The sequence below is a fragment of the Christiangramia lutea genome, from assembly GCF_022489035.1.
Taxonomy (GTDB): domain Bacteria; phylum Bacteroidota; class Bacteroidia; order Flavobacteriales; family Flavobacteriaceae; genus Christiangramia; species Christiangramia lutea.
In genome coordinates, this window is sequence record NZ_JAKVTV010000001.1 from 571,171 (window position 1) to 588,587 (window position 17,417).

The following is a 17,417-nucleotide window of genomic DNA, read 5'->3' on the forward strand; positions in this document are numbered from 1 at the left end:
TTTGACAAATGAACAAAAAATCTGATTAACAGCTTCAAATTCCGAAAACTTCCTTAGAGTTTTTTGTGGTGATCTCGGCCACTTTCTCAACCGGAATTTCATATAACTCAGCAAGCTTTTCAGCTACCTTAAGTATGTAAACCGGATCGTTCCTTTTACCCCTAAAAGGCTTCGGTGCGAGATATGGTGAATCTGTCTCCAGAACAATTTCCTCAATTGGAATCTGAGGCATAAACTTGTCTATACCTCCATTTTTAAAAGTAACCACCCCGCCAATTCCAAGTTTCATATTATAAGACAAAGCTTGCTTTGCCTGCTCATGGGTTCCGGTAAAGCAGTGAAAAATACCAAAAAGTTTATCGTCCTTAACAGATTCCAGGACCTCAAAGATCTCATCAAAAGCATCCCTGCAATGTATCACAATTGGTAATTCACGATCTTTTGCAAACTGGATCTGCCTTTTAAAAGCTTCCTTTTGTATTTCCAGGGTTGATTTATCCCAGTAAAGATCGATCCCTATCTCACCAACCGCGTAAAACTTTCTTTTATCCAATTCTTCCTCTACATGCTTAAGCTCCTGCTCAAAATTCTCCTTTACATGCGTGGGATGTAAACCCATCATTAAAAAAACATTCTCAGGGAACGCTTTTTCCAGCTCGTACATACTTTTAGTAGTTTCTGAATCTATCGCCGGAATGAAGAACCTTTTTACGTTATTATTAATAGCTTCCTGAATTGCCTCATTCCGGTCTTCGTCAAATGAATCACTGTATAAATGCGTATGAGTATCGGTAATTATCATTCGTTTCCGTTCTTTTTAATATAGTCAGATAAATATTTTGCGTCTTTTTTTATTCCGCCTAAAGTTGCCGAACCACGAGTATGTAACCACGGAAGGCCAATAAAATAAAGTCCTTCAATATTACTCACACCACGATAATGACGGGGGTATCCATCCTTGGTGAGTTCCAGGCCTTCGATCCAGCTGAAATTTGGCCGGTAACCGGTAGCCCAGATAATATTTTTAAGGTCCTTTATTTTTTTCTTTTCGGTCACTACGAGTTCACCTTCGGCATTTTTTGTTTTGCCCACGGTTTCCACATTCTGTCTTTCCAGAATTTCTTTTACCGGAGTTCCAATTACAGGTTGCCTGGATTTGGAGATCTTTCTTCCCAGCCAGGTATCTCGGCTAAAACTTAAAAATCCAGATTTCGTAAACCACCACCAGAGTGTTTTTCCTAATATTTCCTGCGGAAGCACTTTTACATCGGTATCTCCAGAAAAGTAGACCTTCCTGCCGTTCTCACTGGAAACCTCGTCCAGGATCTGGAATCCGCTATCCCCGGCACCCACAACCATTGCTTCTCCTTCCTTAAGTTGTTCAGGATTTTTATAATAATTACTATGTATCTGGAAAATATCTTCGTCTATCTTTTTTGAAAAAGGAGGAGTATATGGAATATGAAATGGACCGGTAGCAATAATTACATTCCTGGCTTTCATTTCTCCTTCAGAGCTTTTCAAAATAAAATAATCGTCATGATGAGATATATTTTCAACCAGAGTATTCAACTGTACCGGGATATTGAACTTTTCCGCATAGTCCTTAAAATATGCGGCAACTTCGGTTTTGGAAGGATAATGTCCTTTTTGAGCAGGAAATTTCATTCCAGGCATGTTGTTGAATTCAGACGGAGTGAAAAGGGTAAGAGAATCCCAACGGTTCAGCCAGGAGGCACCAATTTCAGACTCCTTATCAACAACCAGGAAATCTTTCCCTTGTTTCCGCAGATAATAAGCCATAGCCAATCCCGCCTGAGCTGCTCCAACAACTATAAAATCCAACATTCCTTTCTTTTTTTGCAAAAGTAAGGTTATTTAAAGGTTTCTGAAAATGAGGCAGGTTTATAAAATAAAAGCTTTGTAAGACCAGAATTGATAAAGAAATAGAATTAGAAAGGCAAAGGTAACCACGAACTCCATAAAACTTGAAGCCAGCAGCCCAACGAAAGAACCGAATGCAGCCCTCCCGGCAACTTTAGAATTACTTTTATTCATGATCTCCCCTATAAAAGCTCCAATAAATGGGCAAATTAATATTGCGAAGGGAAAAGGAGCAAAGATTCCAATTATCAGACCAATGGTTGCGCCTATCATTCCTTTCCTGCTACCCCCGAATCTTTTGGTTCCCATGGCCGGAATTACCAGGTTCAAAATATAAAAGAGAACTGCCACTGCCAGGGTTATACCCAGGAAAAGATAGTTCATAGTAACTCCAGGAATCAAATAGAAGATCAGAAGACCTATCCAACTTAGGGGCACTCCGGGCAATACAGGCAGAAAACTCCCCAATATTCCCAGGATCATAAAAATGCCCGCTACTACCAATAACAATATTTCCATGCTCTTCAATTCAGTTTAAAGAACGAATATAATCAAGAATTTTTCAATTTTTAACTAATTTATTAGTTTGAACTAAAAACTTAGTTTATATTAGCAGAACTAAATTCATTAAGAATGAAACAATTAACGAAAGCGGAAGAAGAGATCATGCAGATCTTATGGAAACTAAAAAAGGCAAATGTAGCCAGTATCATAGAGGCGATGCCCGAACCTAAACCTGCCTACAATACCGTTTCCACCATTGTGAGAATCCTTGAGTCCAAAGGTTTTGTAGACCACAAACAAAAAGGAAAGGGATATATCTACTTCCCAATTCTTGAGAAGGAAACTTACAGCGACCAGAGCATGAAACAATTGATGAATAATTACTTCAACGGCTCCTTCAAAAGCATGGTTTCATTTTTTATGAAAAAGAATGACATGAGCACCGATGAGCTTGAGAGCATCCTGAAGGAGATCAATAAAAATAAAGAATCATGATACATTATATATTACAGGTACTGTTTTTCCAGTTACTTTTTTTAATGATTTACGATCTATTCTTAAAAAAAGAAACTTTCTTCAATTACAACAGGCTTTACCTATTAATTACTCCCGTTCTGGCATTTATAATTCCGTATTTAAAATTGCAATTTATTGTTAACTCCGTACCGGAAAATGCAAGGTTAATAATTCCTCCTTCTCTAACTACACAACCGGAATTATATGTTCAGAATTTACCGCTTGTGATAATAAATACCGAAGGAGCCTGGGAGCCAAACTGGTGGGTCCTCTCCTACCTTACAGGTTTTATCATTTCTTTGGGTTTTTTTGGCTGTAAGTATTTCCATTTAAAGAAACTTAAAAATTCAGGTAGTTCAGCATATGAAAATGGAATTAGGATCATAAATGTTCCCGAATCCAAGATCGCATATACTTTCTTTAACACCATTTACCTGGGAAACGATCTAAGTAAAAAAGAAAAGCAGCAGATCTTATCACATGAATTGGTTCATGTAAAACAGAAACACACTTATGACCTGGTATTTTTTGAATTCCTCAAGGTCGTCATATGGTTCAATCCGCTTGTTTATATATTTCAATCCAGGATCGCGGGAGTTCACGAATATATTGCAGATCATGAGGTTGTAAAAACCGTATCCCGGAAAACCTATTTTGAACAATTACTTAATTCCGCTTTCAATACAAAAGACATCTCATTTACAAATCAATTTTTCAATCAATCATTAATCAAAAAACGAATCGTTATGTTACAAAAGAACAAATCATCGAAACTTTCAAAATTCAAATTTCTACTTGTTGTTCCACTCATGCTGGCCATGCTTACTTATGTGGCTTGTTCAGATGATCAAAAAATTGAGAATATTACCGAGCAGTCAAATGCTGAGAATTTCTTAACTGTCGAGATTGAAGATTTCGAAAATCGAACGCCTGAAGAGAAAGCAAAAATGAAAGAAGCATTTGATGAGCTTGCAAATTCTGAAGGTTATACGGCTGTAAAAATCATAGATAAAAAAAAGACAATTATTTATAATAAAAATGCACCGGACGGAACCCCTTCTATTACTGTAGAAAACAATAATGGAAAAACGAGCAAACTAAATTCGAATAACTCTCAAGAAGGACTGGAGAAGTACGGAGACGAAATACCCTATGCTGTCATAGAAAAAACTCCGGCTTACAAAGGTTGTCAGGAATATACCGGGGAGGTAAGAAAGAAGTGTACATCTACAGAAATTTCATCTTTCGTAAATGAAAATTTCGATACTTCTTTAGGAAAAAAATTAGGACTTACCGGAATAAACCGGGTGATTGTCCAATTTAGGATCGATGAAACCGGTGAAATTCAAGACGTAAAAGCCAGAGCTCCACATCCTGAGTTGGAGGCTGAAGCTATAAGAGTAATTGCAAGTATTCCACAAATGGAACCTGGAAAACACAATGGCAAGCTGGTAAGTGTAATGTATTCTTTGCCAATTGCATTTAAAGTCAATTAGTAAACTAAAAAATAGGATTTTGAAAATACGAATGAAACAATATACTTTAAGTTTAATTTTTGCATTAATAGGAATTACCGGTTTTGGCCAGGAAACCGATGCTCTACCGTTTGAAGTAGTAGATCGCGTACCGGGATATCCAGGTTGCGAAGAACTTCAAAGTGCATTTGTCAAGGATTGCACGGTACAAAAAATATCGAATTTTGTGAACAAGAACTTCGACACCTCCCTGGGAAAAGAATTAAAAATCGAGGGGGTCACTCGAATTGTGGTTCAATTTAAAATCGATGAGAATGGGAAGGTGACAAATGTTCGTTCTCGTTCTATGGACGAAAAAGCTGAAGTAAGAAAAGCACTTCAAGCCGAAGCAAACCGGGTAGTGAGCAGTTTACCACAAATGCAGCCCGCCCAGAATGACGGCAAAAATGTAGCGATAATGTATTCATTACCTATTGCACTGGCTGCACCAAATATTGATGAAGAGAAAGAGGAAATTAACAAATAACACCTATGAAGTTTTTGTTAGTACTCTTAGTTCTAGTCTGTTCGCCATCGGTTAATTCCCAGGAGGAAAAAATCAAGATAGCGGACAGTCTTTATTCCTTCGGAAAACAAGCAGAAGCGATAGAACTTTTATAGTCTAAGGCCAAAAAACGAGCAGGTTCATTTAAAACTTGCCCATTTTTATAAAAATTCGGGTTATAAGAATTATGCACTTGAGCAATACAGAATTTTGCTGAAACGCAATCCGGGAAAGATCCTTGCAACTATCGAATTTGGAGAATTACTTCTGGAAACAAAGAATTTCAAAGAGGCAGATAGCCTTTTCAGCAAGCTCACCGCAAAATACCCGGATAATGCGAGTTTGACCTACCGACTCGCCTTGGCTCGTGAAGAACAAAAGGACAGTACGGCCATGGATCTATATTTTAAAACTGTTAGATTGGATTCCACACACCAGGGAGCCCTATATAAAACGGCAAAATTTGAATTGATGCGCAGAAATCGTCATAATGCGATCCTGTTAAGCCAGACCGGTTTAAGAACCAGACCAGAAAATGCTTCCCTGTTATCGATTCTTGGTCAGGCATACCTGGCCAGTCTTCAGTTCGAAAAAGCAACTGTTCCCTTTGAAAAATTAATTGAATTAGGCGAGGGTTCAGAATTCGTCCTGGAAAAATTAGCTTCGGTATATCGAAGATCCGGACAGATAGAAAAAGCGATAGCCACCTATGAAAAGCTGCTGGAAATGGATAATATGAATGGTGCAGTTCATACGAATTTGGGGGCGCTATATCTTAAAATAGATAATGCCAAAATAGCCCAAGAGCATTTTATGATGGCGTTATTCATCAAGAACCGGCCGGCCGATTCAGAATATATTAACCTTGGTCTCGCCTATAAAAGGCAGGAAGATTTCAGAAGTGCTTATATAAGTTTTCAAAAGGCACTCAAAGAAAATCCAGATAGCGAAAGAGCCCAAATTGAGTTAGCCCTTGCCGCAGATGCACATTTTGAAGATAAGGAGGCTGTGTTGAAACTTTACCAGAATTTTGTAGAAAAGCACCATAAAACCGGACGTAACGATATGCTTTCCATAGCAGAATACAGAATTAGAGAACTGAAAATTGAGGTTCACATGTTGGAGAAGTAAATAAGACCGAACAGAAAATTAGATAAGAAGACGCATTTTCACAATTATTGGTCAAGTAAGGAAATCATTGAATTTACCGAATTCATTAGTTCATCTTTATCAGGTTTTATTTTAGCAATTACCTTTAGACCGCTATAGAATGTAAACAGAACTTTAGCAATTGTGCTCAGATCCTTTTCAATAAGGATTCCCTGCTTTTCGGATGCTTTCAGCAAATATTCGTAAAATATTCCTTCCATAAAACCCTTATTTTCCAAGAGCTTTTTTTGAATTTCGATATCACCAGGAATCAATTCAGTAGTAGTATTCACGACAAAACATCCTTTTCTACATTCATCCTTAACAGATTCGTCAATAGCCATCTCAAAAAGTCTTCGGAAAGCTTTTTTTGGGTCAGGCTGCGTCGCCAGGAATTCTCTGATTCTGTTACTATTTATTTCTCGATAAAACTCAAATGAGCGGTTAAATAATTCATATTTACCCCCATAAGTATTATATAGACTTGCACGATTAATACCTAATTTATCTACAAGATCCTGAATGGAAGTTGCATGGTATCCATTTTCCCAAAAAAGTTCCATGGCTTTATTTAAAACCTCCTTTTCATCAAATGTCTTAGTACGTGCCATATCAGAATTATAAGGCCACTTTTTAAGGATATAAGTGACCTTACAATATTACAAATTCTTTATAACCTTAAAAAAGGCATTAACCTACCAAGGGATTAATGTTTATCCCACCATCAATATTATACTCAGCGCCTGTTATAAACGAAGCTTCATCAGAAACTAAGAACGCTATCAGGTTTGCAATATCTCCAGGTTCTCCGAATCGTTTTAAAGGAACTCTTTCCTGCATGGCTTCGGCAAAACTATTTAATTGCTCTTCTGGCATTCCGGTTTTACTGAAAATTGGTGTGGATACTGGACCAGGATTTACAGAATTTACCCTTATTTTTCTACCTGCTAATTCTGTAGCCGCTACCCTGGTGTAAGCATTTAAAGCCGCTTTTGAAGCAGAGTAGATAGATGTATTACTCATCCCGGCGTTAGCATTTACTGAAGAAAGGCTAATAATCGATCCACCTTCATTCATTAAGGGTAAGAATTTTTCAATAGTAAAAACGGCGCCCTTAAAGTTAATTCCCATTTGCTTGTCAAACTCCGGTTCCAAAATATTCCCTACTTCTCCTGGAGCAAAAATCCCCGCATTCACGAAAAGGATATCAATTTTTTCAAAAGTTTCCTGGACTTGACTCACCAAAGAATCTATAGCCTCAACCGAAGATACATCTGCGATCACACCTTTGACTCCCAATTCATTTGCTGCTGAATTGATGCGATCTTCAGATCTCCCGGTAATAATTACTTCAGCGCCCCTTTCCTTAAGGCGGGCTGCTGTTGCAAACCCAATTCCACTGTTTCCGCCTGTTATCACCGCCTTTTTTCCTTCTAAATTCATAATTATACAGTTTTTAAGTTATCTGGAACAATTGTTCCAAAAACAAAAATATAAATATTAGAATGATCGTTCCATTAATTAAATGTTAAATAACTTCATAGCAATTTTTCGCAACCTGCTATATTTCACTATTTTTGAAGTCCGAAAGCGGATTTCCAATGAGAAAAGTTTTACTTTTTGTATTTACTTTAATACTAACATCCTGCAATTTTGAGACGAAAAAGATCTCTTCAGAAGAAGTCCTGGAGCAGGAATCCCGTTCTCTAAACTGGAAGGAAGTAGATGAATATCCCGCTTTTGAAAAATGCCAGGAAGAAACCGGTCTTGCTGCAGCGAAGAATTGTTTTGAAAGACAGGTGGCCACAACCATTTACACATTTTTGGCAGGTCAGCAACCGGTAGTAACAGAAAGTATAAATGATACTCTATTTATTTATTTAGAGATCACCAAGGAAGGAAAGCCACAAATAGACTCTGTTAAAGTAGACTCTACTGTAACAAAACAGTTACCGGAAATCGAGCAATGGCTCCGACAAAGTATAGATTCACTTCCAAAGATTTATCCTGCCAGCAAAAGAGGTATTCCAGTTTCCACTGTTTTCAAGATGCCGGTAGTGGTCAAGGCAGAATAAGCTGCAATTAGAATTTAGAAGGAAGAAACTATAGACTGCTTCGTTTCACTCGAAGTGACTTTCTAATTAAATGCTGCCATGCTGAACTTGTTTAACTTCGTTGAATCTTCGATTTCAACATCTCAAGAATGAGACCCGGAAACAAGTTCAGGGTGAAGATATCTTTAAATTTCACTTGATTTAATTATCGATCTTACTTCCCACAACTGCGTTCCATTTTCTCACTTCCCATTGCTTAACCAATCCGTTTTTCACATAAGGATCACTTTCAGCAAAGCCTTTTGCAATTTTATCATTTTCACTTCTGAAAATAAGTACAGCTTCGTCTGCGGGCTCATCCATGGCACCGCCAAGAATAAGTTCTCCTTTTTCAGCGGCTTCCTTGGCCATTCCAAGATGCTCCGCGCGATATTTTCCACGGTCATTCAAATAACTATCTGCCAGTTTGTAGTTTAGGATGTAATAGTTCATATCTAAAATTTTAAATTTCGAACGTCATGCTGAACTTGTTTCAGCATCTCAAAATACCCAGAACCACGTTCAGGGTGACGTAAAAGTATAAGCCTGCTTCAGTCGCAAGCTCCTTTGCACTGACCATACTAATAAAAATATCAGTCTGAGCACAGGTAAGGAATACCATTGCCAATTTTCCATTCTTAATTGTTAATTACTTTTTAAACCGTCTTCCCTTCCATTCATAACCACTGAAAAAGGACAAAATCGCAACGTAAACGCTAAAAAATGGATAAACAATACTGCTCCATAAATACTGGCGCATTAGGCTTTCTCTATTCATAAATTTTGCAGCTCGATAGATCAGGATAAAATCTGAATTAAATTTTACCAGAAAAACAAGCATCAAATATTGAGAAGGAAAAATGTTTAAAAAAGCCAATACGGTAAAAATGATCAGGGATAAATTCATCAAAAGAACGATTAACCCGGTAAACTTCGCGAAAAAACTGGTATAGGCAGAAGTCTTAGCCGCCCAGCGAATACGTTGGTTGACAAGGTTTTTTAAGCTTTTTTGATAGTTGGTCCTCACTGTGGCTAAATCAGATTTGACAAATGAAACCCCAAAGTCTTTTTTTCTTAATTTCTGAAGCAAGAAAACATCATCCCCACTCGCAATTTCCCAGTTGTCTTCAAAACCAGATTCTTTAATAAACATCTTTTTCTCATAACACATGTTCGCCGCATTGCACATAAACGCTTTTTCGAGTCCGAAAGCTCCAACGGTTGAAGCCTGCAAGCTCATAAAATCCATCTCCTCGAAATTCTGAAAATATGTTTTTTTTACTCCTCTTGTTTGAATAAATCCAACCGGGCCGGCGATGAATTTAGAATTTGATCTTTGAATGCATTCATCAAAAAATAGCAGCCATTTTGGAGGCATCACGCAATCTGCATCCGTAGTCACGATGTAATCGAATTGGGAACTTTCAATAGCTGTTTGAATAGCGTCTTTTTTAGGAGAACCGGTTCTTCGATCATTATCCAGAAGATGAATATTCATTTCGGTAAAATCTGATCTGAATTTTTCAGCCAGCAGGACAGAATCATCTCCAGACTCGTCATTAACCAGCAAAATTTCATATTTGCTTCGGGAATAATTGAGACTGGTGAGCGATTTAAAAAGTTGCGGCAGGTTTTCAGATTCATTCCGATAGGGAATGATGATCGAAAATGTGTTCTCTGAAGCCATGCCTTCCAGCTCGAATTCTGGCACTTTTTTCCAACCTACTATAAATGCAATGATAAGCCCCAAATAGGCTGCCGTGATCACTCCTAAAATAACTGGCAAAAGCAAGGTTGATTAGTTTAATGCTGCCAAAGCAGAATTGATTAGCTTTGTGAAAGTCCCAAATTAGGTAATTTTTGTGAGCAAATCTTCGGAAAAAACGGTTTTGAAAAGTGAAAGGATCATCCTCGGCATCGACCCAGGAACTACAATCATGGGGTTTGGTCTCATTAAAGTGGAGAATAAAAAGATGAGTTTCATTCAAATGAATGAACTTCAGCTAACCAAATATAAAGACCATTATAAAAAGTTGAAACTGATCTTCGAGAGAACCATTGAGTTAATTGACAATTACCATCCCGATGAGATCGCGATCGAAGCACCCTTCTTCGGAAAGAATGTTCAGTCGATGCTGAAATTGGGCCGTGCCCAGGGAGTCGCTATGGCTGCGGGACTTTCAAGAGAAATCCCGGTTACAGAATATCTTCCGAAAAAGATCAAAATGGCCATTACCGGGAATGGAAGTGCCAGTAAGGAACAGGTTGCAAAAATGTTGCAGAGCCAGTTAAATATTGGCAAACTTCCTAAAAACCTGGATGCAACCGACGGACTTGCCGCAGCGGTCTGTCATTTCTATAATTCCGGAAAAACAGAAATAGGCAAAAGCTACACAGGCTGGGATGCGTTTGTGAAGCAGAATCCGAAAAGAGTCAAATAACAATTACCAATAAACAATTATCAATGGCTGATTTTGAGAAAAAGAATGTTCTGGCTGACAAATCTTATCAGTTTGCATTGAAAATTGTTTTTCTCTGCAAAAAATTAGATAATCAAAAAGAATACATTTTATCCCGACAACTATTAAAATGTGGCACTTCTATAGGTGCAAATGTCGCTGAAGCAAATGGAGCTATTTCAAATGCCGATTTCTCTTCAAAAATATCGATAGCGTACAAGGAAAGTCTCGAAACTAAATATTGGCTTAAACTGCTAAAAGATTCTGACTCCATCGAGGAAAATGAGTTCAGTAAACTTTTCAGTCTTGCAGATGAATTATCGAAAATCCTGTTCTCTATCTTAAAATCAACTAGATTGAAAAAATCTGATAATTGATTATTGTTAACTGATCATTTTTATGAGCGGAATTTATATCCATATTCCATTTTGCAAACAAGCCTGCCATTACTGCGATTTCCATTTTTCGACCTCAACCAAAAAGAAATCTCAGTTAGTGGAGATGCTTTGCAAGGAAATGGTTTTGAGAAAAGGTGAATTAGGGGAAACAATTAAAACCATTTATTTTGGCGGGGGAACACCTTCTCTGTTGAATGCTGAAGAATTAGATTCCATTTTCAAAACTATATTTGAAAATTTTGAAGTTTCAGAGGATGCCGAGATCACTCTGGAAGCCAATCCGGATGATCTTTCCGAAGAAGTCATCAAAATGCTGGATGCTTCTCCGGTGAATCGTTTAAGCATTGGCGTACAGTCATTTTTTGAAGATGACCTGAAATTGATGAACCGGGCACATAATTCTGAAGAAGCTTTAAAATCGCTACAATTTGCTAAGCAATATTTTGACAATATCAGCATCGATCTTATTTACGGCATTCCGGGGCAGGCAAACGAACAATGGAAAGAGAACCTGGAGATCGCGTTAAAACTCGATATTCCGCATATTTCCAGCTATGCGCTCACCGTGGAACCAAAAACCGCCCTGGAAAAATTCATTGAAAAGGGTAAAGTTAAACCCGTGGAAGACGAAACCTACCGGGAACAATTCGACATACTCGTGGAAAAGCTTACCTCAAACGGATTTGAGCATTATGAATTTTCCAACTATGGAAAATCCGGTTACCATTCTCAGAATAATATGGCTTACTGGTTAGGCAAAACATATCTCGGTATTGGGCCTTCTGCGCATTCTTACGATGGAACTTCTAGAAAATGGAACATTAGCAATAACAATCTCTATATCAATGCTATCGAATCCGGGATACTGCCCCGGCAAACCGAGGAACTTTCAACTACCGATTCTTACAACGAATATGTAATGACCCGACTACGTACTAAATTCGGCGTTTCGGTTGAAGATATTCAGCAGAAATTTGGCGAAAAATACCGCTCTCATTTTTTAAAGGAATCTCACAATTTCCTGGAAGATGGCCTAATGCAAAAAATCGAAAATACTTTTCATATCACCTCCAAAGGCAAATTCCTGAGCGACGGGATCGCAGCAGATCTTTTTTATATAGAATAAAACTCCGTCATGCTGAACTCGTTTCAGCATCTCAAGAAATGACCTTGAAATCGAAGATGCAACAAAATTAAACAAGTTCAGGGTGCCAAAATTTAGATTTCTCCCTCTGGTCGAAATGATTAAGAATGGGTCATTCCGAGCACAGCGAAGGAATCCCAATAATCTAAAGACTGCTTCGTTTCACTCGCAGTGACTATATTCATCTTAATTGAGCTAAGAATTACCAATTATCAACTAACAATACTACATTTGTTAGCACCAATCAAATAAAATGCTAGCGAACATCAGCCATAAGGGCAATTCCTATAAAATAGATTTTTCAAATCCGCTGGATATTTCTATCAGCCTTCGTGGAGATAATAAGAATCCGATGGCCTGGTATTTAAAGCACCCGGAAATAGAACCGGTGGTTGATGGCGATTTCATAGGGAAGGTAAGCAAGGGATCTTCAGTGAATTTCAATAATATCTGGTTCAATCCGCATGCTCATGCCACGCATACCGAGTGTGTTGGTCATATTAGCAATGAAGCGCATACTATTCAGAAACATTTAAAAACCTTCTTTTTTAAGGCCAAACTTATTTCGATTGAACCTCAGAAAAAAGGAGAAGATCTGGTGTTCACAAAAGAACAGGTCCGGAATAAATTAAAAGATTTTGAGGGAGAAGCGCTGGTACTTAGAACCCTGCCGAATTACATTGGTAAAATTTCCAAAAATCATTCGCATTCGAATTGGCCTTATATCGAGGAAGATGCCATGGTTCTGATAAGAGAAGCTGGAATTAAACATTTTCTTACAGACCAGCCTTCAGTGGATAAGGAGAAGGATGAAGGGAAATTACTCGCGCATAAAGCTTTTTGGGATTATCCTAAAAATACTCGTTTCGACGCAACGATCACAGAATTGATCTATGTTCCGAATAAAATTGAAGATGGAGAGTATTTCTTAAGTCTTCAGCCTGCTTCTTTTGAGAACGACGCGGCACCATGCAAACCGGTTCTATATAAAATAATAGACTGATGAAAAAGATCATTAAAACTGAAGAACTGGCCATGTTGCTTTTGGCGGTTTGGGCCTTTAGTCAGTATCAAATAAGCTGGTGGTGGTTTACAGGTTTTTTCTTTGTTCCCGATATTGGGATGCTGGGCTATCTCATAAACAATAGATGGGGCGCTTTTTTATACAATATCTTCCATCACAAAGCGATCGCCGTAGGTATTGGCTTACTTGGATTTTATCTTAAATTGCAGGTACTGGGAATAGCCGGAATCATTTTATTCGCGCATTCTAGTTTCGACCGTATGTTCGGTTACGGATTAAAGTATGAAAAAGGCTTTAAATTTACTCATCTGGGTGAAATAGGAAATTAATATGGAATTACTTTTTATAGGACTGGCCGTGGGGGCCGTTATCGCTTACTTTATTTTCGCTGGCTTTCACAAAGGCCGCAATCAAATGAAGACCAACGAACAATCGGTAGTCCTGATGGATAAGATAAAAAGTGTTTGCAAGTTTATTACCGTGGAAGGTGATTTTTCGGAGATCTATCATTACGAGAATTTAAAGGAAAAATACCTGAGTCTTATCCTTGGAAAGAAAAAAGCAATTGTTCTGGTTACTGCCAAGGCCCATGTTGGATTCGACCTTAGCAAGATTCAGATGCAAAGCGATAATGAGGAAAAAAAGATCATCCTCACCAATTTTCCGCAGCCGGAATTGTTAACTATTGAAACAGATTTTAAATATTACGACAAACGCGAAGGATGGGCGAACCCTTTTACCACTTCAGATCTTACCGATATTAACCGTGATGCGAAGAAAGCTATCGTAGATAAAATTCCGCAAAGCGGATTGCTGGACAAAGCAAGATCTGAAGCCCTGGAAACTATTTTATTAATGGAAAAGATCGTGGAAACCATCGGCTGGAAACTGGATTATACGGCATTGACGATTGAAGATACCGAAAATAAGAAGATCGAAAATCAATAGATGCTGAAACGAGTTCAGCATGACGGTGTTCAATAGTTCTATCATGAACCCAACGTTGCCCTGAACATTTTTATGCTAATATCAAGGCTCTAAAAAAAATAGGGCTCACATAAAGTAATTTAAAAAAGTTAATCGTTAATAATTACGTCACCCTGAACTTGTTTCAGGGTCTTTAGTTTATTAAAATGAAGGAAGGTTACACCTATATTTTGGCTAATAAGAACAGAACAGTCTTTTATATTGGTGTAACTTCTGATTTGAAGACCAGACTAATTCAGCACAAAAGAGGTGAAGGATCAATTTTCACCAGAAAATACAATATTAACGATCTGCTATATTTTGAAGAATTTACCAATATAAGTCAAGCGATTTCAAGAGAAAAGCAATTAAAAATTGGCATAAAGACTGGAAGTTGAACTTGATTAGAACTAAAAATACAGAATTGAAAGATTTGTTTTCCGAACTTTGAGATGCTGAAACAAGTTCATCATGACGGTATTTGATGATTTTTGTAATATAAGGTTGCATCACCCTGAACTTGTTTAACTTCGTTGAATCTACAATTTTAGGGTCTAAAAATAAATAATGAACATCGACACATTCAGAGATTATTGCCTTGCGAAAAAAGGTGTAAGCGAAGGCCTTCCATTTGGTCCGGATAATCTTGTGCTTAAGGTGATGGGAAAGATTTTTTCGATTATTTCCCTGGATGAAGTGCCGCTTAGAGCCAATTTGAAATGTGATCCTGAAAGAGCTATTGAGTTACGTGAAGAATTTGAGGACAATATTCTGCCAGGCTATCACATGAACAAACAGCACTGGAACACTTTGATTCTAGACGGAAGGTTAGATCCAAAACTCGTTTTTGAACTGATCGATCATTCTTACGATCTGGTGGTAGACGGACTTACCAAAAAATTGAAAAAGGAACTTGAAGATTTATAATGACAGAAGCTGAAGATTTTTACTCCTCGCGAAAGGCGAAATATTCTCAACAAAAAAAACAGATCACCAAAAAGCTCGCTTTCTCAAGTACGCTTAGACTTATCGTCTTTTTAGGAATATGCGCGGCTGTATATTTTTTCTTCGGAAATATCAACATCCTGCTTCCTCTGGGCATTGGGCTCATCGCCCTGTTTATCTTTCTTATTTCCCGGCATACTGATCTCAAGAAGGAAAAAGAAAAACTGAAAGCTCTAATCAAGATCAATGAATTGGAATTACACATTCTCAAAACCAGAGATTTTTCTGATCTACCAGATGGAAAGAAATTCGATCCCGAAGATCATGAATACTCCAGGGATATTGATCTTTTTGGCAAAAAATCCTTTTTTCAGTTCCTCAACCGAACGGCTTTAAAAGAAGGGAAAGCACGGCTTGCAAAGATACTTCTGGCAAATAAAACGGTCGATATTCTTAAAAAACAAGAAGCAGTTAAAGAACTTTCTTCAAAAGCCGACTGGAGACAGAATTATTCAGCCACCGCCACCCTAGTAAAAACCGAAACCGATTCCAGGTTCATCCTTAACTGGATCAGAAACTATAAGAGTTTCATTCCAAAATATATTAAATGGCTTCCTGCGGTTTTTTCTATTTTATCAATAGGCGTTCTTGTCATTTTTTACCTCGGTATCATTGGTAGCTTCCAAGTATTATTATGGTTTTTGATCGGGGTCATGATCACTGGGGTTTTCCTGAAAAAGACCAATGATCTGTCAGCTACGGTGAGTAAGGTACAGGACACATTTCAACAATATCATCAACTGCTTGATTTCTTGGAAACTGAAAATTTTGACTCGGAATTGATGAGGGAAGTGAAAGAATCTATCACCTCCGAATCTAAAAAAGCCTCTGTTATTCTAAAAGAATTTTCCCGGGCTATAGATGCCCTGGACCAACGAAATAATTTTCTGTTTGGAGTAATCGCTAATGGTTTTTTCCTTTGGGATCTTAGACAATGTTACCGATTGGAAAAATGGATTCAACATCATCATACCGCTGTAGAACACTGGTTTGAAGCGGTGGAAAGAACCGACGCTTATAACAGCCTGGGGAATTTTGCATTTAATCACCAGCATTATACCTATCCGGAGATCCTTCCTGAAGGACATGGCATAATTGCAAAGAACCTGGGGCATCCACTCCTAGAACCCTCCAAAAGAGTAAATAATGATTTTAAAATCGATGGAGAACAGTTCTTTATAATCACCGGCGCCAACATGGCTGGAAAAAGCACATTTTTAAGAACGGTTGCGCTTCAAATCGTAATGTCCAATATTGGTCTTCCGGTTTGTGCGGAGCGTTGTGAATATTCTCCGATTAAACTCATCACCAGTATGCGTACCAGTGATTCCCTGGGAGACGATGAATCATATTTCTTTTCAGAATTAAAAAGGCTGAAATTCATCGTAGATAAGATCCAGACCGAGAATTATTTCATCATCCTGGATGAGATCCTGAAAGGAACCAACAGCACAGATAAGGCCAGGGGTTCCCGAAAGTTCGTACAGCGACTTGTAGGCACCAATTCTACCGGAATCATTGCCACGCACGATCTTAGTTTATGCAAAATAAGCGAGGAACTTAAACAGGTAAAGAATTATTATTTTGATGCTGAAATAGTAAATGATGAACTTCATTTCGATTATCATTTAAAAGATGGTATTTGCCAGAATATGAATGCTTCATTTTTACTTAGAAAGATGAAGATTGTGGAAGAATAAGATGCTGAACTCGTTTCAGCATGAAGGAAGGCCCAAAAATCCATAACCCAATTACCAAAAAATCGTCACCCTGAACTTGATTCGGGGTCCTTACTTATGAAAAAAAGTTATATCTATATCCTATCAAATAAGAATAGAACAGTTTTATACATAGGTATGACTAATGATTTAATTAAAAGAATTACTGAACACAAAAATGGAATAAGTTCTGATTTCACTAGAAAATATGACCTTGAAGACTTGCTTTACTTTGAAGAATTTTCTGATATCAATCAGGCTATCTACAGGGAAAAACAATTGAAAAACTGGCGTAAAGACTGGAAATGGAACTTAATCAAAGATTTAAATCCAGAACTAAAAGATCTGTTTCTAGAATGATGAGATGCTGAAACGAGTTCAACATGACGTGGTTTCGATTAATTATTTTTTTTTCATCCTGAATATGTTTCAGGGTCTATTCAGGAGGTAAAACTCTAGAATTCTCTGGACAGCATAAAGCTGTTTCAAATTGACGCCACCCTGAAATTAATTCAGGGTCTCAAGTAAAACCTATATT

The 17,417-nt window shown here is 37.7% G+C and carries 22 protein-coding genes; 15 read left to right on the forward strand and 7 right to left on the reverse strand.

The window, feature by feature from the left end:
• Positions 1 to 34: 34 nt before the first annotated feature.
• From ML462_RS02585 to ML462_RS02595, 3 genes are read right to left on the reverse strand one after another with little or no spacing between them, the layout of a single operon-like run.
• A complete protein-coding gene (locus ML462_RS02585) occupies positions 35 to 802 on the reverse strand; it encodes a TatD family hydrolase (RefSeq protein WP_240712167.1) in 768 nt (255 codons plus the stop codon).
• Complete coding sequence (locus ML462_RS02590; RefSeq protein WP_240712912.1) at positions 799 to 1,848, reverse strand: flavin-containing monooxygenase; 1,050 nt, start codon at positions 1,846 to 1,848, stop codon at positions 799 to 801. Before ML462_RS02590 ends, ML462_RS02585 begins: the two co-directional genes overlap by 4 nt.
• A gap of 57 nt (positions 1,849 to 1,905) precedes the next feature.
• Positions 1,906 to 2,403, reverse strand: coding sequence for a DUF456 domain-containing protein (locus ML462_RS02595; RefSeq protein WP_240712168.1), 498 nt, complete (start codon positions 2,401 to 2,403; stop codon positions 1,906 to 1,908).
• A gap of 114 nt (positions 2,404 to 2,517) precedes the next feature.
• On the opposite strand from ML462_RS02595, the gene ML462_RS02600 reads away from it, so the two are divergent.
• From ML462_RS02600 to ML462_RS02615, 4 genes are all read left to right on the forward strand, one after another.
• Positions 2,518 to 2,883, forward strand: a complete 366-nt coding sequence (locus ML462_RS02600) for a BlaI/MecI/CopY family transcriptional regulator (RefSeq protein ID WP_240712169.1) — start codon at positions 2,518 to 2,520, stop codon at positions 2,881 to 2,883.
• Positions 2,880 to 4,400, forward strand: coding sequence for a M56 family metallopeptidase (locus ML462_RS02605; RefSeq protein WP_240712170.1), 1,521 nt, complete (start codon positions 2,880 to 2,882; stop codon positions 4,398 to 4,400). The genes ML462_RS02600 and ML462_RS02605 overlap by 4 nt, the downstream gene beginning before the upstream one ends.
• 31 nt (positions 4,401 to 4,431) lie before the next feature.
• The gene (locus tag ML462_RS02610) at positions 4,432 to 4,905 is read left to right on the forward strand and encodes an energy transducer TonB (protein ID WP_240712171.1); all 474 of its coding nucleotides are present in this window, start codon (positions 4,432 to 4,434) and stop codon (positions 4,903 to 4,905) included.
• Between the two features lie 228 nt (positions 4,906 to 5,133).
• Positions 5,134 to 6,054 carry a tetratricopeptide repeat protein gene (locus ML462_RS02615; RefSeq protein ID WP_240712172.1) on the forward strand — a complete coding sequence of 307 codons (921 nt, stop codon included), beginning with the start codon at positions 5,134 to 5,136 and terminating at the stop codon, positions 6,052 to 6,054.
• 44 nt (positions 6,055 to 6,098) lie between these two features.
• Here ML462_RS02615 and ML462_RS02620 read toward each other — a convergent pair whose 3' ends face one another.
• Together ML462_RS02620 and ML462_RS02625 are read right to left on the reverse strand one after the other, a co-directional pair.
• Positions 6,099 to 6,683 carry a TetR/AcrR family transcriptional regulator gene (locus tag ML462_RS02620; protein ID WP_240712173.1) on the reverse strand — a complete coding sequence of 195 codons (585 nt, stop codon included), beginning with the start codon at positions 6,681 to 6,683 and terminating at the stop codon, positions 6,099 to 6,101.
• Between the two features lie 79 nt (positions 6,684 to 6,762).
• Positions 6,763 to 7,515, reverse strand: coding sequence for an SDR family NAD(P)-dependent oxidoreductase (locus tag ML462_RS02625; RefSeq protein WP_240712174.1), 753 nt, complete (start codon positions 7,513 to 7,515; stop codon positions 6,763 to 6,765).
• A 158-nt stretch (positions 7,516 to 7,673) separates the two neighbouring features.
• On the opposite strand from ML462_RS02625, the gene ML462_RS02630 reads away from it, so the two are divergent.
• Entirely contained in the window at positions 7,674 to 8,147 is a 474-nt protein-coding gene (locus ML462_RS02630; RefSeq protein ID WP_240712175.1) for a hypothetical protein, read from the forward strand.
• Positions 8,148 to 8,327: 180 nt separating this feature from the next.
• Here the strand turns inward: ML462_RS02630 and ML462_RS02635 are convergent, their stop codons facing one another.
• A complete protein-coding gene (locus ML462_RS02635) occupies positions 8,328 to 8,618 on the reverse strand; it encodes a YciI-like protein (RefSeq protein ID WP_240712176.1) in 291 nt (96 codons plus the stop codon).
• Positions 8,619 to 8,814: 196 nt separating this feature from the next.
• Positions 8,815 to 9,951 carry a glycosyltransferase gene (locus ML462_RS02640; protein ID WP_240712177.1) on the reverse strand — a complete coding sequence of 379 codons (1,137 nt, stop codon included), beginning with the start codon at positions 9,949 to 9,951 and terminating at the stop codon, positions 8,815 to 8,817.
• A 103-nt stretch (positions 9,952 to 10,054) separates the two neighbouring features.
• Between ML462_RS02640 and ruvC the strand changes: the two genes are divergently transcribed.
• The 10 genes from ruvC to ML462_RS02690 all read left to right on the forward strand — a co-directional run bounded on the left by ruvC (position 10,055) and on the right by ML462_RS02690 (position 17,239).
• Positions 10,055 to 10,606 (forward strand): crossover junction endodeoxyribonuclease RuvC, encoded by a 552-nt coding sequence (gene ruvC / locus ML462_RS02645; protein ID WP_240712913.1) that lies wholly within the window; start codon positions 10,055 to 10,057, stop codon positions 10,604 to 10,606.
• 23 nt (positions 10,607 to 10,629) lie between these two features.
• The gene (locus ML462_RS02650; RefSeq protein WP_240712178.1) at positions 10,630 to 11,001 is read left to right on the forward strand and encodes a four helix bundle protein; all 372 of its coding nucleotides are present in this window, start codon (positions 10,630 to 10,632) and stop codon (positions 10,999 to 11,001) included.
• 22 nt (positions 11,002 to 11,023) lie between these two features.
• Positions 11,024 to 12,148, forward strand: coding sequence for a radical SAM family heme chaperone HemW (gene hemW / locus ML462_RS02655; RefSeq protein WP_240712179.1), 1,125 nt, complete (start codon positions 11,024 to 11,026; stop codon positions 12,146 to 12,148).
• Between the two features lie 271 nt (positions 12,149 to 12,419).
• Positions 12,420 to 13,169 carry a cyclase family protein gene (locus tag ML462_RS02660; RefSeq protein WP_240712180.1) on the forward strand — a complete coding sequence of 250 codons (750 nt, stop codon included), beginning with the start codon at positions 12,420 to 12,422 and terminating at the stop codon, positions 13,167 to 13,169.
• Complete coding sequence (locus ML462_RS02665) at positions 13,169 to 13,519, forward strand: DUF4260 domain-containing protein (RefSeq protein WP_240712181.1); 351 nt, start codon at positions 13,169 to 13,171, stop codon at positions 13,517 to 13,519. Before ML462_RS02660 ends, ML462_RS02665 begins: the two co-directional genes overlap by 1 nt.
• 1 nt (position 13,520) lies before the next feature.
• Entirely contained in the window at positions 13,521 to 14,138 is a 618-nt protein-coding gene (locus ML462_RS02670) for a DUF4230 domain-containing protein (RefSeq protein WP_240712182.1), read from the forward strand.
• Positions 14,139 to 14,323: 185 nt separating this feature from the next.
• Complete coding sequence (locus ML462_RS02675; RefSeq protein ID WP_240712183.1) at positions 14,324 to 14,554, forward strand: GIY-YIG nuclease family protein; 231 nt, start codon at positions 14,324 to 14,326, stop codon at positions 14,552 to 14,554.
• Positions 14,555 to 14,723: 169 nt separating this feature from the next.
• Entirely contained in the window at positions 14,724 to 15,083 is a 360-nt protein-coding gene (locus ML462_RS02680) for an MmcQ/YjbR family DNA-binding protein (protein ID WP_240712184.1), read from the forward strand.
• On the forward strand, positions 15,083 to 16,861 hold the full coding sequence (locus ML462_RS02685; RefSeq protein ID WP_240712185.1) for a MutS-related protein: 1,779 nt from the start codon (positions 15,083 to 15,085) through the stop codon (positions 16,859 to 16,861). Before ML462_RS02680 ends, ML462_RS02685 begins: the two co-directional genes overlap by 1 nt.
• A 96-nt stretch (positions 16,862 to 16,957) precedes the next feature.
• On the forward strand, positions 16,958 to 17,239 hold the full coding sequence (locus ML462_RS02690; protein ID WP_240712186.1) for a GIY-YIG nuclease family protein: 282 nt from the start codon (positions 16,958 to 16,960) through the stop codon (positions 17,237 to 17,239).
• The last annotated feature ends 178 nt before the right edge of the window (positions 17,240 to 17,417 follow it).